The organism is Streptomyces sp. NPDC051662 (assembly GCF_040681655.1).
Lineage (GTDB): Bacteria > Actinomycetota > Actinomycetes > Streptomycetales > Streptomycetaceae > Streptomyces.
In genome coordinates, this window is record NZ_JBFAZD010000002.1 from 298,353 (window position 1) to 313,455 (window position 15,103).

Below are 15,103 nucleotides of genomic sequence, written 5' to 3' on the forward strand. Positions count from 1 at the left end.
CGCCCGGCTCAGCGCATGCTGCGCACATCCAGGTGGCGCAGGACTCGGTCCACGATCTCGGGGTCGGAGCCCGGCTCGTTACGGGCCGACAGCACCTCATGGCGGGCCGCCGACATCATCTCGCGCTGGATGCGCTGGACGGTCTTCACGCGCTCCACCCGCTTGGTGAACCACTCACGCCGCTCGTCGTCGATCAGATCGGGGCTGATCCGCACACCGATGTCACCGGCGCCCCGCTGGAGCCGTTCGCTGACCTCCTCCGGCAGGTCCTCGACGTCCTCGATTTCCCTGAGCCGGCGCTTGGCCGCCTTCGCGGCGCGGATCGCGAGCGAGTGTTCCAGCTCGCGTTCCGCGTTCGCGTCCGCCCGTACGCCGAGCCTCCGCACCAGCCAGGGCAGGGTCAGCCCTTGGATGACCAGCGTCGCCATGATGACCGCGAACGCGATGAAGATGATCTCCTCGCGGCCGGGGAACGGCTCGCCGCTGTCGGTCTTCAGCGGGATCGCCAGCGCCAGGGCGACCGAGGCCACCCCGCGCATCCCGGCCCACCACATGATCACGGTCTCGCGCCAGCTGGTCGGGATCTCCTCGTCGTAGTCGCGGAGCTTGTGCATCCGCTTGGCCAGCCAGGTCGCGGGAAGCAGCCACAGCAGCCGTACGAACACGACGACCCCGATGACCGCCCCGCCCCAGCCGAGCATCTCGTACGCGTGGCCGCCGGCCGCGCCGAAGGCGTTGTGGAGCTCCAGGCCGATCAGCCCGAAGGCGACCCCGGTCACCAGGGTGTCGACGATCTGCCAGAAGGAGTTGCCGGCCAGCCGCCCCATCACGTCGTCGGCGTCCGCCGTGTGCGTGGCCAGGAAGAGCGCGGTGGTCAGGACGGCGAGCACACCCGAGCCATGCAGCTCCTCCGCCAGCACATAGCTGACGAACGGCACCAGCAGCGAGAGCCCGATCTGCAGCGTCGCATCTCCGAGCACCGACATCAGCTTGTTGGAGATCCAGCCGAGGACGAGCCCCACCGCCACGGCCACCACCGCCGACAGGACGAGGGAACCGACCGCGCCCGGCCAGGAGAACGTTCCGCTGACGACCGCGGCGATCGCCGCGTGGTAGAGCACGATCGCGGTGACATCGTTGAAGAGGCCCTCGCCCTCCAGGATCGAGACCAGCCGCCGGGGCAGTCCGAGGGAGCCCGCGACGGCGGTCGCGGCCACCGGGTCGGGCGGCGCGACGAGCGCCCCGAGCGCGACCGCGGCGGCGATCGGCAGTCCGGGCACGATGGAGTTGGCCACCACCGCGACGGCCGCCGTCGTCACGAAGACCAGGGCGACCGCGAGCAGCAGGATAGGGCGCACATTCGCGGTGAACTGCCGCCAGGAGGTGCGCTGCACGGCGGCGTACAGCAGAGGCGGCAAGAGAAGCGGAAGGATGAAATCCGGCGGCACATGCACATTCGGTACGAACGGCAGCAGCGCCAGGACGATCCCCACCAGGGTCATCAGCACCGGCGAGGGCAGCCCCAGCCGCTCCCCGAGCGGCACCGTGACCACCGCCCCCAGCAACAGCACGAGCAGCAGCGCCAACTGGTCCACGGTGGGCCCTCCGGTGATCGAAAGCCTTACGGCAGACATCGGTGATCAGGGGCTCCACCCTGTCACGCAGTCTGTCCGAATCTCCCCAGGGGGTGGCCGGAAGACGCTACGGAGGGGCCCTGCCCGCTACGAGAGCGTCCGGCGCATCGACCGGTGCGCGATGCCCGCGTCCTGGAACTCGGGGCCGTACGCCGTGTATCCCAGCCGCTCATAGAAGCCCAGCGCGTGTGACTGCGCGTGCAGGTCCACCACCGTGAGGCCGCGCTCGCGGGCCGCTTCCTCGACGGCCCGTACCAGCGCCACGCCGATACCGAGTCCACGGGCCGACGCGACGACCGCCAGCCGTCCCAGCGAGCCGACGGCCGGGTCCCCGCCGGTACGGTCGGCGGCCTCGGGCCCGTACAGCAGCCGCGCGGTACCCAGCGGCGTCCCGTCCTCGTGGAGGGCGAGCAACTGGAGCGCCCGCCCGTCACGGCCGTCGTACTCGATGTCCTCGGCGACCCGCTGCTCGACGACGAAGACCTCCTTGCGGACCGCGAAGCACGCCTCGATGTCCGCCGGTCCGGTCGCGATCCGCACCAGGAATCCGGAACCGTCACCGCCCGGGGTCATCCGTTGCTCTCCGCCCTGACCTTGTCCAGCGCGCCCTGGAGATCGTCGGGGTAGCCGCTGGAGTACTCCACCCACCGGCCGTCCGACGGGTGCTCGAAGCCGAGCCGTACGGCGTGCAGCCACTGCCGGGTCAGCCCCAGCCGCTTGGCCAGCGTCGGATCGGCGCCATAGGTCAGATCGCCCACGCACGGATGGCGGTGGGCGGACATATGCACCCGGATCTGGTGCGTACGGCCCGTCTCCAGCTTGATGTCCAGCAGCGAGGCCGACCGGAACGCCTCGATCAGGTCGTAGTGCGTCACCGACGGCTTGCCCTCCGCGGTGACCGCCCACTTGTAGTCGTGGTTCGGATGGCGGCCGATGGGGGCGTCGATGGTGCCGCTCATCGGGTCCGGGTGGCCCTGCACCAGCGCGTGATAGCGCTTGTCGACGACCCGCTCCTTGAACTGCGCCTTGAGCAGGGTGTACGCGCGCTCCGACTTGGCCACCACCATCAGCCCTGAGGTACCGACGTCCAGCCGGTGCACGATGCCCTGCCGCTCGGCCGCCCCCGAGGTGGAGATGCGGTAGCCGGCGGCGGCCAGACCGCCGATGACGGTCGTACCGCTCCAGCCCGGGCTGGGGTGCGCGGCCACACCGACCGGCTTGACGATCACCACGATGTCGTCGTCGTCGTGCACGATCTCCATGCCCTCGACGGGCTCGGCCACGATCTGTACGGGGACGGCGGCCCCCGGCATCTCGACCTCCAGCCACGCCCCGCCGTTCACACGCTCGGACTTCCCGACGACGGAGCCGTCGACCTGCACCTTCCCGGAGGCGGCCAGCTCGGCCGCCTTCGTACGGGAGAACCCGAACATACGGGCGATGGCGGCGTCGACGCGCTCGCCCTCCAGGCCATCGGGCACGGGCAGCGTTCTGATCTCGGGAAAGCTCACCTGTCGAGTATGCCTTGTGGTGACAGGGCACCGGACCGCGCGCCCGGGGACCCTCAGTCCTTGTGAACGGTCCCGTCGGGGTCGAGGCCCCGGAACGACAGCAGCACGATGAGGATGCCACCGCAGACGATCGCCGAGTCGGCGAGGTTGAAGACCGCGAAGTGCGCGGGCGCGATGAAGTCGACCACGGCGCCCTGGAAGACACCCGGTGCACGGAAGATCCGGTCGGTGAGATTGCCCAGCGCGCCACCGAGCAGCAGCCCCAGCGCGATCGCCCAGGGCAGGCTGTAGAGCTTGCGGGCCAGCCGCGCGATCACCACGATCACGGCCGTCGCGATACACGTGAAGATCACCGTGAACGCCTCGCCGATACCGAAGGCCGCACCCGGGTTCCTGATCGCCTCGAACTTCAGCAGATCGCCGATCACCTCGATCGGCTCGTGGTGCTCCAGCTTGGCCACCACGAGCATCTTGCTGCCGAGGTCCAGCAGATAAGCCACCAGGGCGACGGCGAAGAGGGCGGCGATCCTGCGCTTCCCTCTGGGCCGCTCGGCGGCAGCCGCGGCCTCGTCGTCAACCTCCGGCGTACCGATGCTGCGCTCCGCCTCTGCCACGTAAGTTCCTCAACCCTCTAGGTACCTGACTGAGGACGAGCGTACGGCACACGCGTACGCGTTCAGCCTCGACGTTCCTGTTTCTGCTTGTCCTCCACACAGAGTGTGGCCCGGGGGAACGCCTGCATCCTTGCCTTGCCGATCGGCTTTCCGCAGATCTCGCAGAGCCCGTACGTACCGGCGTCGAGCCGCTGGAGCGCGCGCTCGGTCTGCTCCAGCATCTCGCGGGCGTTGGCGGCGAGCGACATCTCGTGCTCCCGCGTGATGTTCTTCGTGCCGGTGTCCGCGTCGTCGTCACCGGCGCCGTCCCCGGAGTCCCGCATCAGCCCGGCCAGCGCGGTCTCGGACGAGGTGATCTCGGCGCGCAGTCTGGCCGCCTCGCTCTCCAGCACGGCACGGGCCGCCGCGACCTCCTCCGGCGTCCAGGGATCCTCGCCCGGCCGTACGGCCAGCTCCTGCGGGGGTGTGGCGGCGGCGCGCGCGGTGGGGAGCGCCGTCGCGGCCCCCGATCCACGCCGGCCGGCCGCCGTGCCCCCGCCGTCCGCGGTCTTCTTCGCTCCCACCGTGCTGGCTCCCGTCTGTTCCGCGGCCTGGGCCGCCCCCTCGGCCGCGGGCGCGGCCTTCTTCGCGGTCTCGTCGGCGCCCGCCCGGCCGGGCGGCGCCTTCTTGGCCGCGGACTTCCTCGCGGCCGTCTTCTTCGCCGGTGCCTTCTTGGTCGCCTTCTTCGCCGCGGACTTCTTCGCCGGTGCCTTCTTGGCCGCCGCCTTCTTGGCCGGTGTCTTCTTCGCCGCCGACTTCGCTGTGGCCTTCGCCGTGGTCCTGGCCGCGCTCTCGGTCGCCGGTTTCGCCGCGGTCGTCTTCTTCGCGGCGGTCTTCTTCGCCACCATGGCCGCGGCCCCTTCACATAGGGTGATCTTGCTCGCGAATCGTGCTGGGACGATAAATCGACCCCAGCCCCGCGGCAACGGGGCACGCCGCCGGATCGACCCTCCCCACGTCTGCGACAAGACCAGCCTGCATCCGTTGTGCCCAGCTCGCCGCCCGGTAATCCGCCGAGGTGCCGCGGCCGAGCCCTCCGGGGCCGGTATAACCATTCGGGTCATACGCTCGGCCGTACGGCGCTCCCCGCGAAATCCGGTCGGCCGCGTCCCGCCCCGCCCCGTACACTGGGGCCAGCGAAAGGCGTGGATGGGGACGAGTAGCGTCGTACGCGGCCATGAGCGACCCGGGGACGGTGAGAGCCCGGGGGCAGAGCGCGAGGTGAAGCATCACCCCGGAGCCGCCGGAAGAAAGCCCCGGTCCCACCGGAGCGAGTAGAACCGGCAGCGCGACCCCAATGAGGGGGCCGCGGGCGGCGCACGCCCGGGGCCAAGGAGGGTGGTACCGCGGGAGCAGTGCTCTCGTCCCTCCGACGGAGATGCCGCAGTTCCGCCGGAGGAAGCGCCCCATGACACCAGTGACCCCGCCCCAGTACCGCCAGGTGCCCGCCCAGGTCGACCTGCCCGCGCTGGAGCACGCCGTGCTCGATTTCTGGCGCGAGAGCAAGGTCTTCGACAAGACCCTCGAACAGTCCGAGGGCCGCCCCGAGTGGGTCTTCTACGAGGGCCCGCCCACCGCCAACGGCATGCCCGGCGCGCACCACATCGAGGCCCGTGTCTTCAAGGACGTCTTCCCGCGCTTCCGCACCATGCGCGGCTACCACGTCGCCCGCAAGGCCGGCTGGGACTGTCACGGCCTGCCCGTGGAGCTGGCCGTCGAGAAGGAGCTGGGCTTCACCGGCAAGAAGGACATCGAGGCGTACGGCATCGCGGAGTTCAACGCCAAGTGCCGCGAGTCCGTCACCCGGCACACCGACGCCTTCGCCGAGCTGACGACCCGCATGGGGTACTGGGTCGATCTGGACGACGCGTACCGGACGATGGACCCGGAGTACATCGAGTCCGTCTGGTGGTCGCTGAAGGAGATCTTCAACAAGGGCCTGCTGGTCCAGGACTACCGCGTCGCGCCCTGGTGTCCGCGCGACCAGACGGGCCTGTCCGACCATGAGCTGGCGCAGGGGTACGAGACGGTCGTCGACCCCTCCGTCTTCGTACGCTTCCCGCTCACCTCGGGCCCCCTCGCGGGCGAGGCGGCGCTGCTGGTCTGGACGACCACCCCCTGGACCCTGGTCTCGAACACCGCCGTCGCCGCGCACCCCGACGTGACGTACGTCGTCGCGACGAACGGCGAGGAGAAGCTCGTCGTCGCCCGGCCGCTGCTGGAGAAGGCGCTGGGCGAGGGATGGGAGACCACCGGCGAGTCGTTCACCGGCCGCGAGATGGAGCGCTGGACATACGACCGCCCCTTCACGCTGATCGACTTCCCGGACGGGACCGAGGCGCACTACGTCGTCAACGCCGAGTACGTCACGACCGAGGACGGTACGGGTCTGGTCCACCAGTCCCCGGCCTTCGGCGAGGACGACCTCAAGGTCTGCCGCGCGTACGGCCTTCCGGTCGTGAACCCGGTCCGTCCCGACGGCACGTTCGAGGAGCACGTCCCGCTGGTCGGCGGGGTCTTCTTCAAGAAGGCGGACGAAGCGCTCACCGAGGACCTGCGCGAGCGCGGCCTGCTGCTGCGCCATGTGCCCTACGAGCACAGCTATCCGCACTGCTGGCGCTGCCACACCGCGCTCCTCTACTACGCGCAGCCGTCCTGGTACATCCGTACGACGGCCATCAAGGACCGGCTGCTGGAGGAGAACGAGAAGACCAACTGGTTCCCGGACTCGGTCAAGCACGGCCGGTACGGGGACTGGCTGAACAACAACGTCGACTGGGCGCTGTCCCGTAACCGCTACTGGGGCACCCCGCTGCCCATCTGGCGCTGCGAGGACAACCATCTGACGTGCGTGGGCTCGCGCGCGGAGCTGAGCGAGCTGACGGGCACCGACCAGTCGGCGCTGGATCCGCACCGCCCGTTCATCGACGCGGTCACGTTCGGCTGCCCCACCGAGGGCTGTTCACTGGAGGCCGTCCGGGTCCCGGAGGTCATCGACGCCTGGTACGACTCGGGTTCGATGCCGTTCGCGCAGTGGGGCTACCCGTACAAGAACAAGGACCTCTTCGAGAAGCGCTACCCGGCGCAGTTCATCTCGGAGGCGATCGACCAGACGCGCGGCTGGTTCTACACGCTGATGGCCGTCGGCACGCTGGTCTTCGACAAGTCGTCGTACGAGAACGTGGTCTGCCTCGGCCATATCCTCGCCGAGGACGGCCGCAAGATGTCCAAGCACCTGGGCAATATCCTCCAGCCGATCCCGCTGATGGACCAGCACGGCGCGGACGCGGTCCGCTGGTTCATGGCGGCCGGCGGCTCCCCGTGGGCGGCCCGCCGCGTCGGCAACGGAACGATCCAGGAGGTTGTCCGCAAGACGCTGCTCACGTACTGGAACACGGTCGCCTTCCAGGCCCTGTACGCGCGCACCGCCAACTGGGCGCCGAGCGAGGCCGATCCGGCGCCGGCGGACCGCCCGCTGCTCGACCGCTGGCTGCTGAGCGAGCTGCACGCGCTGGTCGACCAGACCACCCAGGCCATGGAGGCGTACGACACCCAGCGCACCGGCAAGCTGCTCTCGGCCTTCGTCGACGATCTCTCCAACTGGTACGTACGCCGCTCGCGTCGCCGCTTCTGGGGGGCCGACAAGGCGGCGCTGCGCACGCTGCACGAGGTGATCGACACGGTCACGCGGCTGCTGGCCCCGCTGACCCCGTTCATCACCGAGCGGGTCTGGCAGGACATGATCGCGCCGGTGACGGCCGAGGCGGAGGAGTCGGTCCATCTGGCGAGCTGGCCGGAGGCCGACCTCACGGCGATCGATCCGGCGCTCTCGCGGCAGATGACGCTGGTGCGCAGGCTGGTCGAGCTGGGCCGCGCGACGCGCGCCGAGTCGGGCGTGAAGACCCGCCAACCGCTGTCCCGCGCGCTGATCGCGGCGACGGGCTTCGAGGACCTCTCCGCCGAGCTGCGCGCCCAGATCACCGAGGAGCTGAACGTCTCCTCACTGGCGACGCTCGCCGAGGTGGGCGGCTCGCTGGTCGACACCACGGCCAAGGCGAACTTCCGCGCGCTGGGCAAGCGCTTCGGCAAGGGCGTCCAGGCGGTGGCCAAGGCCGTCGCCGAAGCGGACGCGGCGGCCCTCTCCGCCGCCCTGCGCGACGGTACGGCCACGGTGACCGTGGACGGCGAGACGATCTCGCTCGCCCCCGACGAGGTGATCATCACCGAGACCCCGCGCGAGGGCTGGTCGGTCGCCTCTGACTCCGGCGCGACGGTCGCCCTGGATCTGGAGATCACCCCGGAACTGCGCCTCGCGGGCCTGGCCCGTGACGCGATCCGCCTCATCCAGGAGGCCCGCAAGAACAGCGGCCTCGACGTGGCCGACCGCATCGCGGTCCGCTGGACGGCGTCGTCCCCGGCCACCACGGAGGCCCTGACGGCCCACGCCCCGCTGATCTCCGAGGAGGTCCTGGCGGGCGACTTCGCCACGGGCGAAGCGGACGAGGCGTACGGCACGGCCTTCACGGACGAGGGCCTGTCCCTCACGTTCCACCTGCGCAAGATCTGACGCACCCCTTGAACGGCCCGGCCCGGCATCCCCGGTCCGGGCCGTTCGGCGACCGGATACCGAAGCCCCAGCCGCGAAGCCGACGCACCCGGGGACGCGGGATCCCGCCCGCCGTCGGCAACGCCGCGAAGCCGACGCACCCAGGACGCGGACCCCGCCCTGCCGTCCGCAACGCCGCGCCCCACGAACGCGAGAGCTCGCGCCGCGAAGCCGGCGCACCCAGGACGCGGACCTCGCCCTGCCGTCCGCAACGCCGCGCCCCACGAGCGCGGAGGGCTTGCGCCACGAACCTGGCGCACCCGGGACGCGGGGTCCCGCCCCACCGTCCGCACCCCACGGGCCCGGGGCTGGCGCCGCGAAGCCGGCGCACTCGGGACGCGGGCCCCGCCCGCTGTCCGCGCCCCACCGGAACGGTGGGACCGGGGTCCGGGGCAGCGCCCCGGTTTCGGGAAGGGGCGGGTCAGGGGAGAGCCCCGCGCAGCGGCCAGCACCCGCACCAGCCACCGCACCCACACCCACCCCCCGCCCACAAAAAGGGCTGGGCCCGAGGTAAAAACCCCGGGCCCAGCCCCCAGCCTGCCGACGGCTACGCGCTGCTCACGCGCAAACCGCCCTCAGTTGTCGTCCTCGTCGATCAGAAAGCCCCGCATCGGCGACGGCGCCTGCTGCATCGGCTGCGGCGCCTGCGGCCGCACCGGTGCCATCGGCTGGGTCATCGCCGGCGACATCTGCTGCTGACCGCCGTACGACGGGCCCGGCGAGGGCGTGTGGCCGCCCATGGAACCGCCCATGGACGGGTTGCCACCCATGCTGTGTCCCATCGCGCCCGCACCGGCCGGGGCCATGGACGGCGACGGCGGCAGCGACGCGGTCGCCGGGGTCCTCGGCGGGGCCAGCGAGTCGTCGGCCTGGGTCTCCAGTTGGCGCAGCTGGCTCTCCAGGTAGGACTTCAGCCGCGTACGGTACTCGCGCTCGAAGCCGCGCAGGTCCTCGACCTTGCGCTCCAGCGTCGCGCGCGCGGACTCCAGGGAGCCCATCGCCACGCGGTGCTTCTCCTGCGCGTCCCGCTCCAGCGCGTCCGCCTTGGCGCGTGCGTCCCGCTCAAGACCCTCGGCACGGCTGCGCGCCTCGCCGACGATCTTGTTGGCCTCGGAGCGCGCCTCGGCGATCGCCTGGTCGGCGGTCTGCTGGGCGAGCGAGAGGACCCGCGCGGCGCTGTCGCCGCCGGGGCCCTGACCGGGCTGCCCCATCTGCGGGCCGTGGCCGCCCATGGGGCCGCCCATCGGTCCACCCATGGGACCGCCCTGCTGCATCGGGCCGCCCTGGCCCATCGGACCGCCCTGCATGGGACCGCCCTGCAACGGGCCACCCTGCATGGGGCCGCCCTGCTGCATGGGACCGCCCTGACCCATCGGTCCGGGGCCGTGCTGGCCCCGCGGGTCATGACCGCCAGGACCGGGGCCGTGACCGTGCCCACTCGGACCCGCGGGCAGCTGCGGAGCACCACCGGGCAGCTGGGGCGGACCCATCTGCGGGGGCTGCTGCTGCTGCGGCGGTCCGGATATGGCGGCGGGCACCGGGGCACCCGGCCGTTCCTGCTGTTCAGGAGGCTTCCGCATACCCTGCTGCTGTTGATTCTGCGCGGCGGCACGCGTGGCGGCGGCCAGCTTGGCGCGCAGGTCCTCGTTCTCGCGGAGCAAGCGGGTCAGTTCCGCCTCGACCTCGTCGAGAAAGGCATCGACCTCGTCCTCGTCGTAGCCTTCTCGGAGGCGGACGGTCGTGAACTGCTTGTTCCGCACGTCCTCAGGGGTCAACGGCATCTCTACTTCACCTCTACGTAGTCGTCGGCAGTCGGCAAGACCGTATCGTTCACAATCCCCTCGCCAGGTTGCTCACAAGCGTGATCAGGATGTAAACGATGATCATCAGAACGAAGAAGGACAGGTCGAGTGCCACGCCCCCGAGACGCAACGGCGGGATGAACCGCCGCAGAAGCTTGAGCGGTGGATCCGTGACAGTGTAGGTGGCCTCCAGAACGACCACCATCGCCTTGCCGGGCTGCCATGAGCGGGCGAACTGGAAGACGTAGTCCATGACCAACCGGAAAATAAGCACGATGAGGAAGCACATCAGCGCGATGTAAACCACCTGTAGTGCGACGCCCATCCCGCTGCTTCCCTCTCCCCTGGCTCACTCTGGTCCGGCCGTCCGCCGGGTCTTTCCCGCCGTTCGACCGGGTCGTTCCCGGTGCTGCTTCCTAGCTCTGGTTGAAGAACCCGCCCTCTGCGATGCGGGCCTTGTCCTCCGCCGTGACATCGACGTTAGCAGGAGACAGCAGGAACACCTTCTGGGTCACTCGCTCAATGCTGCCATGGAGACCGAAGACAAGTCCCGCGGCAAAGTCGACAAGTCGCTTCGCATCGGTGTCGTCCATCTCGGTCAGATTCATGATCACCGGGGTGCCCTCACGGAAGTGTTCCCCGATAGTACGGGCCTCGTTGTAGGTCCTCGGGTGCAGTGTGGTGATGCGGTAGGGCTCCCGCTCGGACACAACCTTGGGCATGATCACCGGTGCGTTCTTCTCCAGGCTCGGACGTTCAGGTGTGATGGACGCCACGGGGGCGATTCGGGCGGGACGTCCGCTTTCTGCCGCTAGCGACACCGGCTCGCGCTCGCGCTGCGCGGGCGGCGCGGGCACCCGCACCGGCTCTTCCCGCTCCTGCTGACGCACGGGCTGGTGACGCCGGTGATCCCGTTCGGGTTCCGGCTCGGGTTCGAAATCATCGTCGGGGTCGAAGCCCCGGCCGTCGTACCCATCGTCCTCCACGAGGCCGAGGTAGACCGCCATCTTGCGCATCGCGCCGGCCATGCTCTGAGTCCTCCGCTCTGTGGTGGATCGGCCTCGTCACCAAGTGCCCGCGATCCACTAGGTCTGTCCGCTTTTTGGCGAAATGACCATATTTTCTGCTGTGGTCCGACTTGCTTCGCGACGTTACCCGAGGCTGGGTCGGACTCCGAGTACCGCCGTACCGACGCGTACATGTGTCGCACCGGCCTTCACGGCGTCCTCAAGGTCCGCACTCATCCCTGCTGAGACCATGTTCGCAGCCGGATGGTCCACGCGCAGGCGGGATGAGAATTCCAGCAGCCGCCCGAACGCCGCTTGTTGCCGTCCCGCGTACGGTCCGGCGAGCGGCGCCACGGTCATCAGACCGCCGAGCCGCAGTCCTGGTGCACCGGCCACCGCTGTGGCCAACTCCTCAATTCCGTCGGGTGCCGTGCCACCCCGCTCACCGCGTTCGCCGGACTCGGCGTCGAGGGCGACCTGAATCAGACAGATCAGCTCACGCTCCGCGCGCACCGCGGCGGCGGAGAGCGCGGAAACCAGCTTGATCCGGTCGACAGACTGCACGACTTCGGCGTAACTGGCTACGGAACGGGCTTTGTTCGTCTGCAATTGACCAACAAAGTGCCAGGTCAGCGACAAATCCGCACAGGCAGCGGCCTTGGGGGCGGCATCCTGATCCCGGTTCTCGGCGACGTGCCGTACGCCGAGTTCATGGAGCAGCCGGACATCGCTCGCGGGGTAGGTCTTGGTGACCACGATCAGGGTCACGTCCTCCCGCGGACGCCCGGCGGCGGCGCAGGCGGAGGAGATACGTTCCTCCACCATCGCCAGATTCTCGGCGAGTTCGGTCTTCCGATCCTTCATGTGCTTATCAGTCCAGCCAGACATAGCCGGCGAGCCGTCCGGTGGTGCGGTCGCGGCGGTACGAATAGTGGTCGTCCGACTCCAGTGTGCAGACCGCCGAGCGCTGCCGGTCCCGGACCCCGAGCGCGTCGAGCTGGGCGTGGACCCCGGCGACGACATCCACGGCCGGGGTGGACCAACTGGTCTCGGCGTGCGCCTCCGGTACGACGGCGGCGACCTCGTCGCGCATCCGCTCGGGGACCTCGTAGCAGCGACCGCAGACCGCCGGTCCGGTACGGGCGGTGATCCGGGACGGTTCGGCGCCGAGTGTGATCATCGCCTCGACGGCGGCCGGTACGATCCCCGCGACCAGACCGGGCCGGCCGGCATGGGCGGCGGCCACGATCCCGGCGACCGGGTCGGCCAGCAGCAGCGGAACGCAGTCCGCGGTGAGTACGGCGAGTGCCAGTCCGTGCCGCTGAGTGACGATCGCGTCGACGGCCGGAATGTCCGCGCTCGCCCAGGGGCCTTCGACCACGGCCACTTCGCGGCCGTGCACCTGATTCATCCAGACGACCCGCGCGGGGTCGAGCGCCAGGGACTTCGCGGCGAGTTCGCGGTTGGCGCGTACGGCTCCGGGGTCGTCGCCGACCGCGCCGCCGAGATTGAGCTGATCATACGGAGCGGCGCTCACCCCGCCCCACCTGTCGGTGAAGGCGAAGTGCGCGCCGCTCCGTGTTTCGTGCTGTCGTATCACTTCAAGAAGTCCGGGACGTCCAGCTCCTCGGCCTGGCTGTCCTGGTAAGGACGGGCCGGGGGAACCTGCGGCGGGTTCACCGGGGAGAGCGGCTTCTCGTTGACCGTCGGAATGGGCTCGGGCTTGACCGGGCCGTCCTCGCGCGGCGGTACGGTGCCCAGTCCGCCGGAGCGGCCGGAGTCCGAGGACCGGGAGGGCGCCGGCTGTTCGTCGCGCTTCGTGGAGCCCGCGCCGAGTACGGTCTCGCGCCGGGTCGGCGGCTGTCCGCCGTCGAAGCCGGCCGCGATCACGGTGACCCGGACCTCGTCGCCCAGGGCGTCGTCGATGACGGCGCCGAAGATGATGTTGGCCTCCGGGTGGGCCGCCTCACTGACCAGCTGCGCCGCCTCGTTGATCTCGAAGAGACCGAGGTCGCTGCCGCCGGAGATGGAGAGCAGGACACCGCGGGCGCCGTCGATGGACGCTTCGAGGAGCGGCGAGGAGATCGCCATCTCGGCGGCGGCCACCGCGCGGTCGTCGCCGCGGGCCGAGCCGATACCCATGAGCGCGGAGCCCGCCTCGGACATCACGGACTTGACGTCGGCGAAGTCGAGGTTGATCAGGCCGGGGGTGGTGATGAGGTCGGTGATGCCCTGGACACCCGACAGCAGCACCTGGTCCGCGGACTTGAACGCGTCGAGGACACTGACCTGGCGGTCCGAGATGGACAGCAGCCGGTCGTTGGGGATGACGATGAGGGTGTCGACCTCTTCGCGGAGTTCGGCGATGCCGTCCTCCGCCTGGTTCGCGCGACGGCGGCCCTCGAAGGTGAACGGGCGGGTGACCACACCGATCGTGAGGGCGCCCAGCGAGCGGGCGATATTGGCGACGACGGGCGCGCCGCCGGTGCCGGTGCCGCCGCCCTCGCCGGCGGTGACGAAGACCATGTCGGCCCCCTTGAGGACCTCCTCGATCTCCTCGCGGTGGTCCTCTGCCGCCTTGCGGCCGACTGCCGGGTTCGCTCCGGCGCCGAGGCCGCGGGTGAGTTCACGGCCGACGTCGAGCTTGACGTCGGCGTCGCTCATCAACAGGGCTTGTGCGTCGGTGTTGATCGCGATGAACTCGACGCCCTTGAGGCCGACCTCGATCATTCGGTTGATGGCATTGACACCACCGCCGCCGACACCGATGACCTTGATGACTGCGAGGTAGTTCTGCGGTGCTGCCACGTCGAAGGCCTCTCGCCTCGAGTTACGTGTCGTCGCTTCGCTGATGTGGCGCCGCGACGACTGATGCCGATGGGACGGTCCGAAACGCCGACCCAAACCCTCACGTTGAAGTTCAGGGTTACCAGTGTGTCCGCTTCTTGGACTCTTCCGAACAGGACACTAAGTCGACAAGTGGCGCACGTTCAACGAACACGCCGAACCTCCCGTTTTTCTTTTCACCCTATGTGATCACCCATAGCGCTGACCAACCAGGGTGCTGGCCAGCACATATGCGCGTCAACTCCCTGACGCCGCAGGCGCGGTGGGTGCGCTCACATCGAAGTGCCCCGCCGTGGGGACCGCTTTCATGAGAGCGGTGAGCGCACGCGCCTTGGCCGTACCGTCCTCTCCGCTTCCCCACATCACCGTACGGCCGCCGGTCAGCTCCAGGGAGATCGAGTCGTACGAACGGACGCGTACGACCCTGATGTCCCTGGCCGCTTTCGCCGGCAGTTCGGCGTGGACCCGTACCGCTTCACGCGTGAGCCGTTCTGTTCCGAAGCGTCGCGTCGCGGCTGACCGGTCCACCGCCAATTCAAGGAGGGGGACATCCTTGGGCGCCTTCTCGACCGTGGCGAAACGCACACCCTCGGCGTCCACTTCGATGAACTTTGCTCCATTTTTGAGAAGCAACGCGGGCTTTCGCTCGATCACTTTCAGCCCGATGCCGTTCGGCCATGAACGGACCGCCTCGACCGAGTCGATACGCGGCAGCTTCTGACGGAGCCGCGCCTCAATCCCGTCCGTGTCGACGGAAATCAGCGGAGCCCCGACCGGCACGGCGGCGGCGGCCACGACCTCGGCGTGGGTGAGCGCGTCGGTGCCCGAGGTGTTCACCTTCTCGATCCGCAGCCACGAGGAGCCGTACAGCGCCCAGACGCCGCCCGCGACCAGCAGGGCCGCGGCGAAGAAAACGATCAACACACGGGAGGAGAAACGGAGGCGGGGGAGCCCGAACCGGCGGCCCGGCGGCCCCTCATCGGGGCGGCCGGACTCCGACCGCGGTCGGGCGCCACGCTCGGCGGTCGTCGGTCCGGCCACGC

Annotated in this window: 13 protein-coding genes; 1 reads left to right on the plus strand and 12 read right to left on the minus strand. The window is 69.8% G+C overall.

The window, feature by feature from the left end:
- Nucleotides 1-8: 8 nt before the first annotated feature.
- From AB0M67_RS04030 to AB0M67_RS04050, 5 genes are all read right to left on the minus strand, one after another.
- Nucleotides 9-1,595, minus strand: a complete 1,587-nt coding sequence (locus tag AB0M67_RS04030) for a Na+/H+ antiporter (RefSeq protein WP_365742341.1) — start codon at nt 1,593-1,595, stop codon at nt 9-11.
- Nucleotides 1,596-1,721: 126 nt separating this feature from the next.
- The gene (locus tag AB0M67_RS04035; protein ID WP_365742343.1) at nt 1,722-2,207 is read right to left on the minus strand and encodes a GNAT family N-acetyltransferase; all 486 of its coding nucleotides are present in this window, start codon (nt 2,205-2,207) and stop codon (nt 1,722-1,724) included.
- Nucleotides 2,204-3,145 (minus strand): RluA family pseudouridine synthase, encoded by a 942-nt coding sequence (locus tag AB0M67_RS04040; RefSeq protein ID WP_351407446.1) that lies wholly within the window; start codon nt 3,143-3,145, stop codon nt 2,204-2,206. The genes AB0M67_RS04035 and AB0M67_RS04040 overlap by 4 nt, the downstream gene beginning before the upstream one ends.
- 53 nt (nt 3,146-3,198) lie before the next feature.
- The gene (gene lspA / locus AB0M67_RS04045; protein WP_365742345.1) at nt 3,199-3,759 is read right to left on the minus strand and encodes a signal peptidase II; all 561 of its coding nucleotides are present in this window, start codon (nt 3,757-3,759) and stop codon (nt 3,199-3,201) included.
- Between the two features lie 62 nt (nt 3,760-3,821).
- Entirely contained in the window at nt 3,822-4,646 is an 825-nt protein-coding gene (locus AB0M67_RS04050) for a TraR/DksA C4-type zinc finger protein (protein ID WP_365742347.1), read from the minus strand.
- A 569-nt stretch (nt 4,647-5,215) separates the two neighbouring features.
- Between AB0M67_RS04050 and ileS the strand changes: the two genes are divergently transcribed.
- Nucleotides 5,216-8,365, plus strand: a complete 3,150-nt coding sequence (ileS, locus tag AB0M67_RS04055) for an isoleucine--tRNA ligase (RefSeq protein WP_365742856.1) — start codon at nt 5,216-5,218, stop codon at nt 8,363-8,365.
- A 614-nt stretch (nt 8,366-8,979) separates the two neighbouring features.
- Here ileS and AB0M67_RS04060 read toward each other — a convergent pair.
- The 7 genes from AB0M67_RS04060 to AB0M67_RS04090 form a co-directional block, all read right to left on the minus strand.
- Nucleotides 8,980-10,185 (minus strand): DivIVA domain-containing protein, encoded by a 1,206-nt coding sequence (locus AB0M67_RS04060; protein WP_365742348.1) that lies wholly within the window; start codon nt 10,183-10,185, stop codon nt 8,980-8,982.
- Between the two features lie 49 nt (nt 10,186-10,234).
- Nucleotides 10,235-10,531 carry a YggT family protein gene (locus AB0M67_RS04065; RefSeq protein WP_129766844.1) on the minus strand — a complete coding sequence of 99 codons (297 nt, stop codon included), beginning with the start codon at nt 10,529-10,531 and terminating at the stop codon, nt 10,235-10,237.
- A 91-nt stretch (nt 10,532-10,622) separates the two neighbouring features.
- On the minus strand, nt 10,623-11,234 hold the full coding sequence (sepF, locus tag AB0M67_RS04070; RefSeq protein ID WP_365742350.1) for a cell division protein SepF: 612 nt from the start codon (nt 11,232-11,234) through the stop codon (nt 10,623-10,625).
- 123 nt (nt 11,235-11,357) lie between these two features.
- A complete protein-coding gene (locus tag AB0M67_RS04075; protein WP_365742352.1) occupies nt 11,358-12,077 on the minus strand; it encodes a YggS family pyridoxal phosphate-dependent enzyme in 720 nt (239 codons plus the stop codon).
- Between the two features lie 7 nt (nt 12,078-12,084).
- Entirely contained in the window at nt 12,085-12,813 is a 729-nt protein-coding gene (gene pgeF / locus AB0M67_RS04080; RefSeq protein WP_365742355.1) for a peptidoglycan editing factor PgeF, read from the minus strand.
- Nucleotides 12,810-14,021: a cell division protein FtsZ gene (ftsZ, locus tag AB0M67_RS04085; protein WP_365742356.1), complete on the minus strand. Its 1,212-nt coding sequence runs from the start codon at nt 14,019-14,021 to the stop codon at nt 12,810-12,812. Before ftsZ ends, pgeF begins: the two co-directional genes overlap by 4 nt.
- A gap of 276 nt (nt 14,022-14,297) precedes the next feature.
- Nucleotides 14,298-15,101, minus strand: coding sequence for an FtsQ-type POTRA domain-containing protein (locus tag AB0M67_RS04090; protein WP_365742358.1), 804 nt, complete (start codon nt 15,099-15,101; stop codon nt 14,298-14,300).
- Between the last annotated feature and the right edge of the window lie 2 nt (nt 15,102-15,103).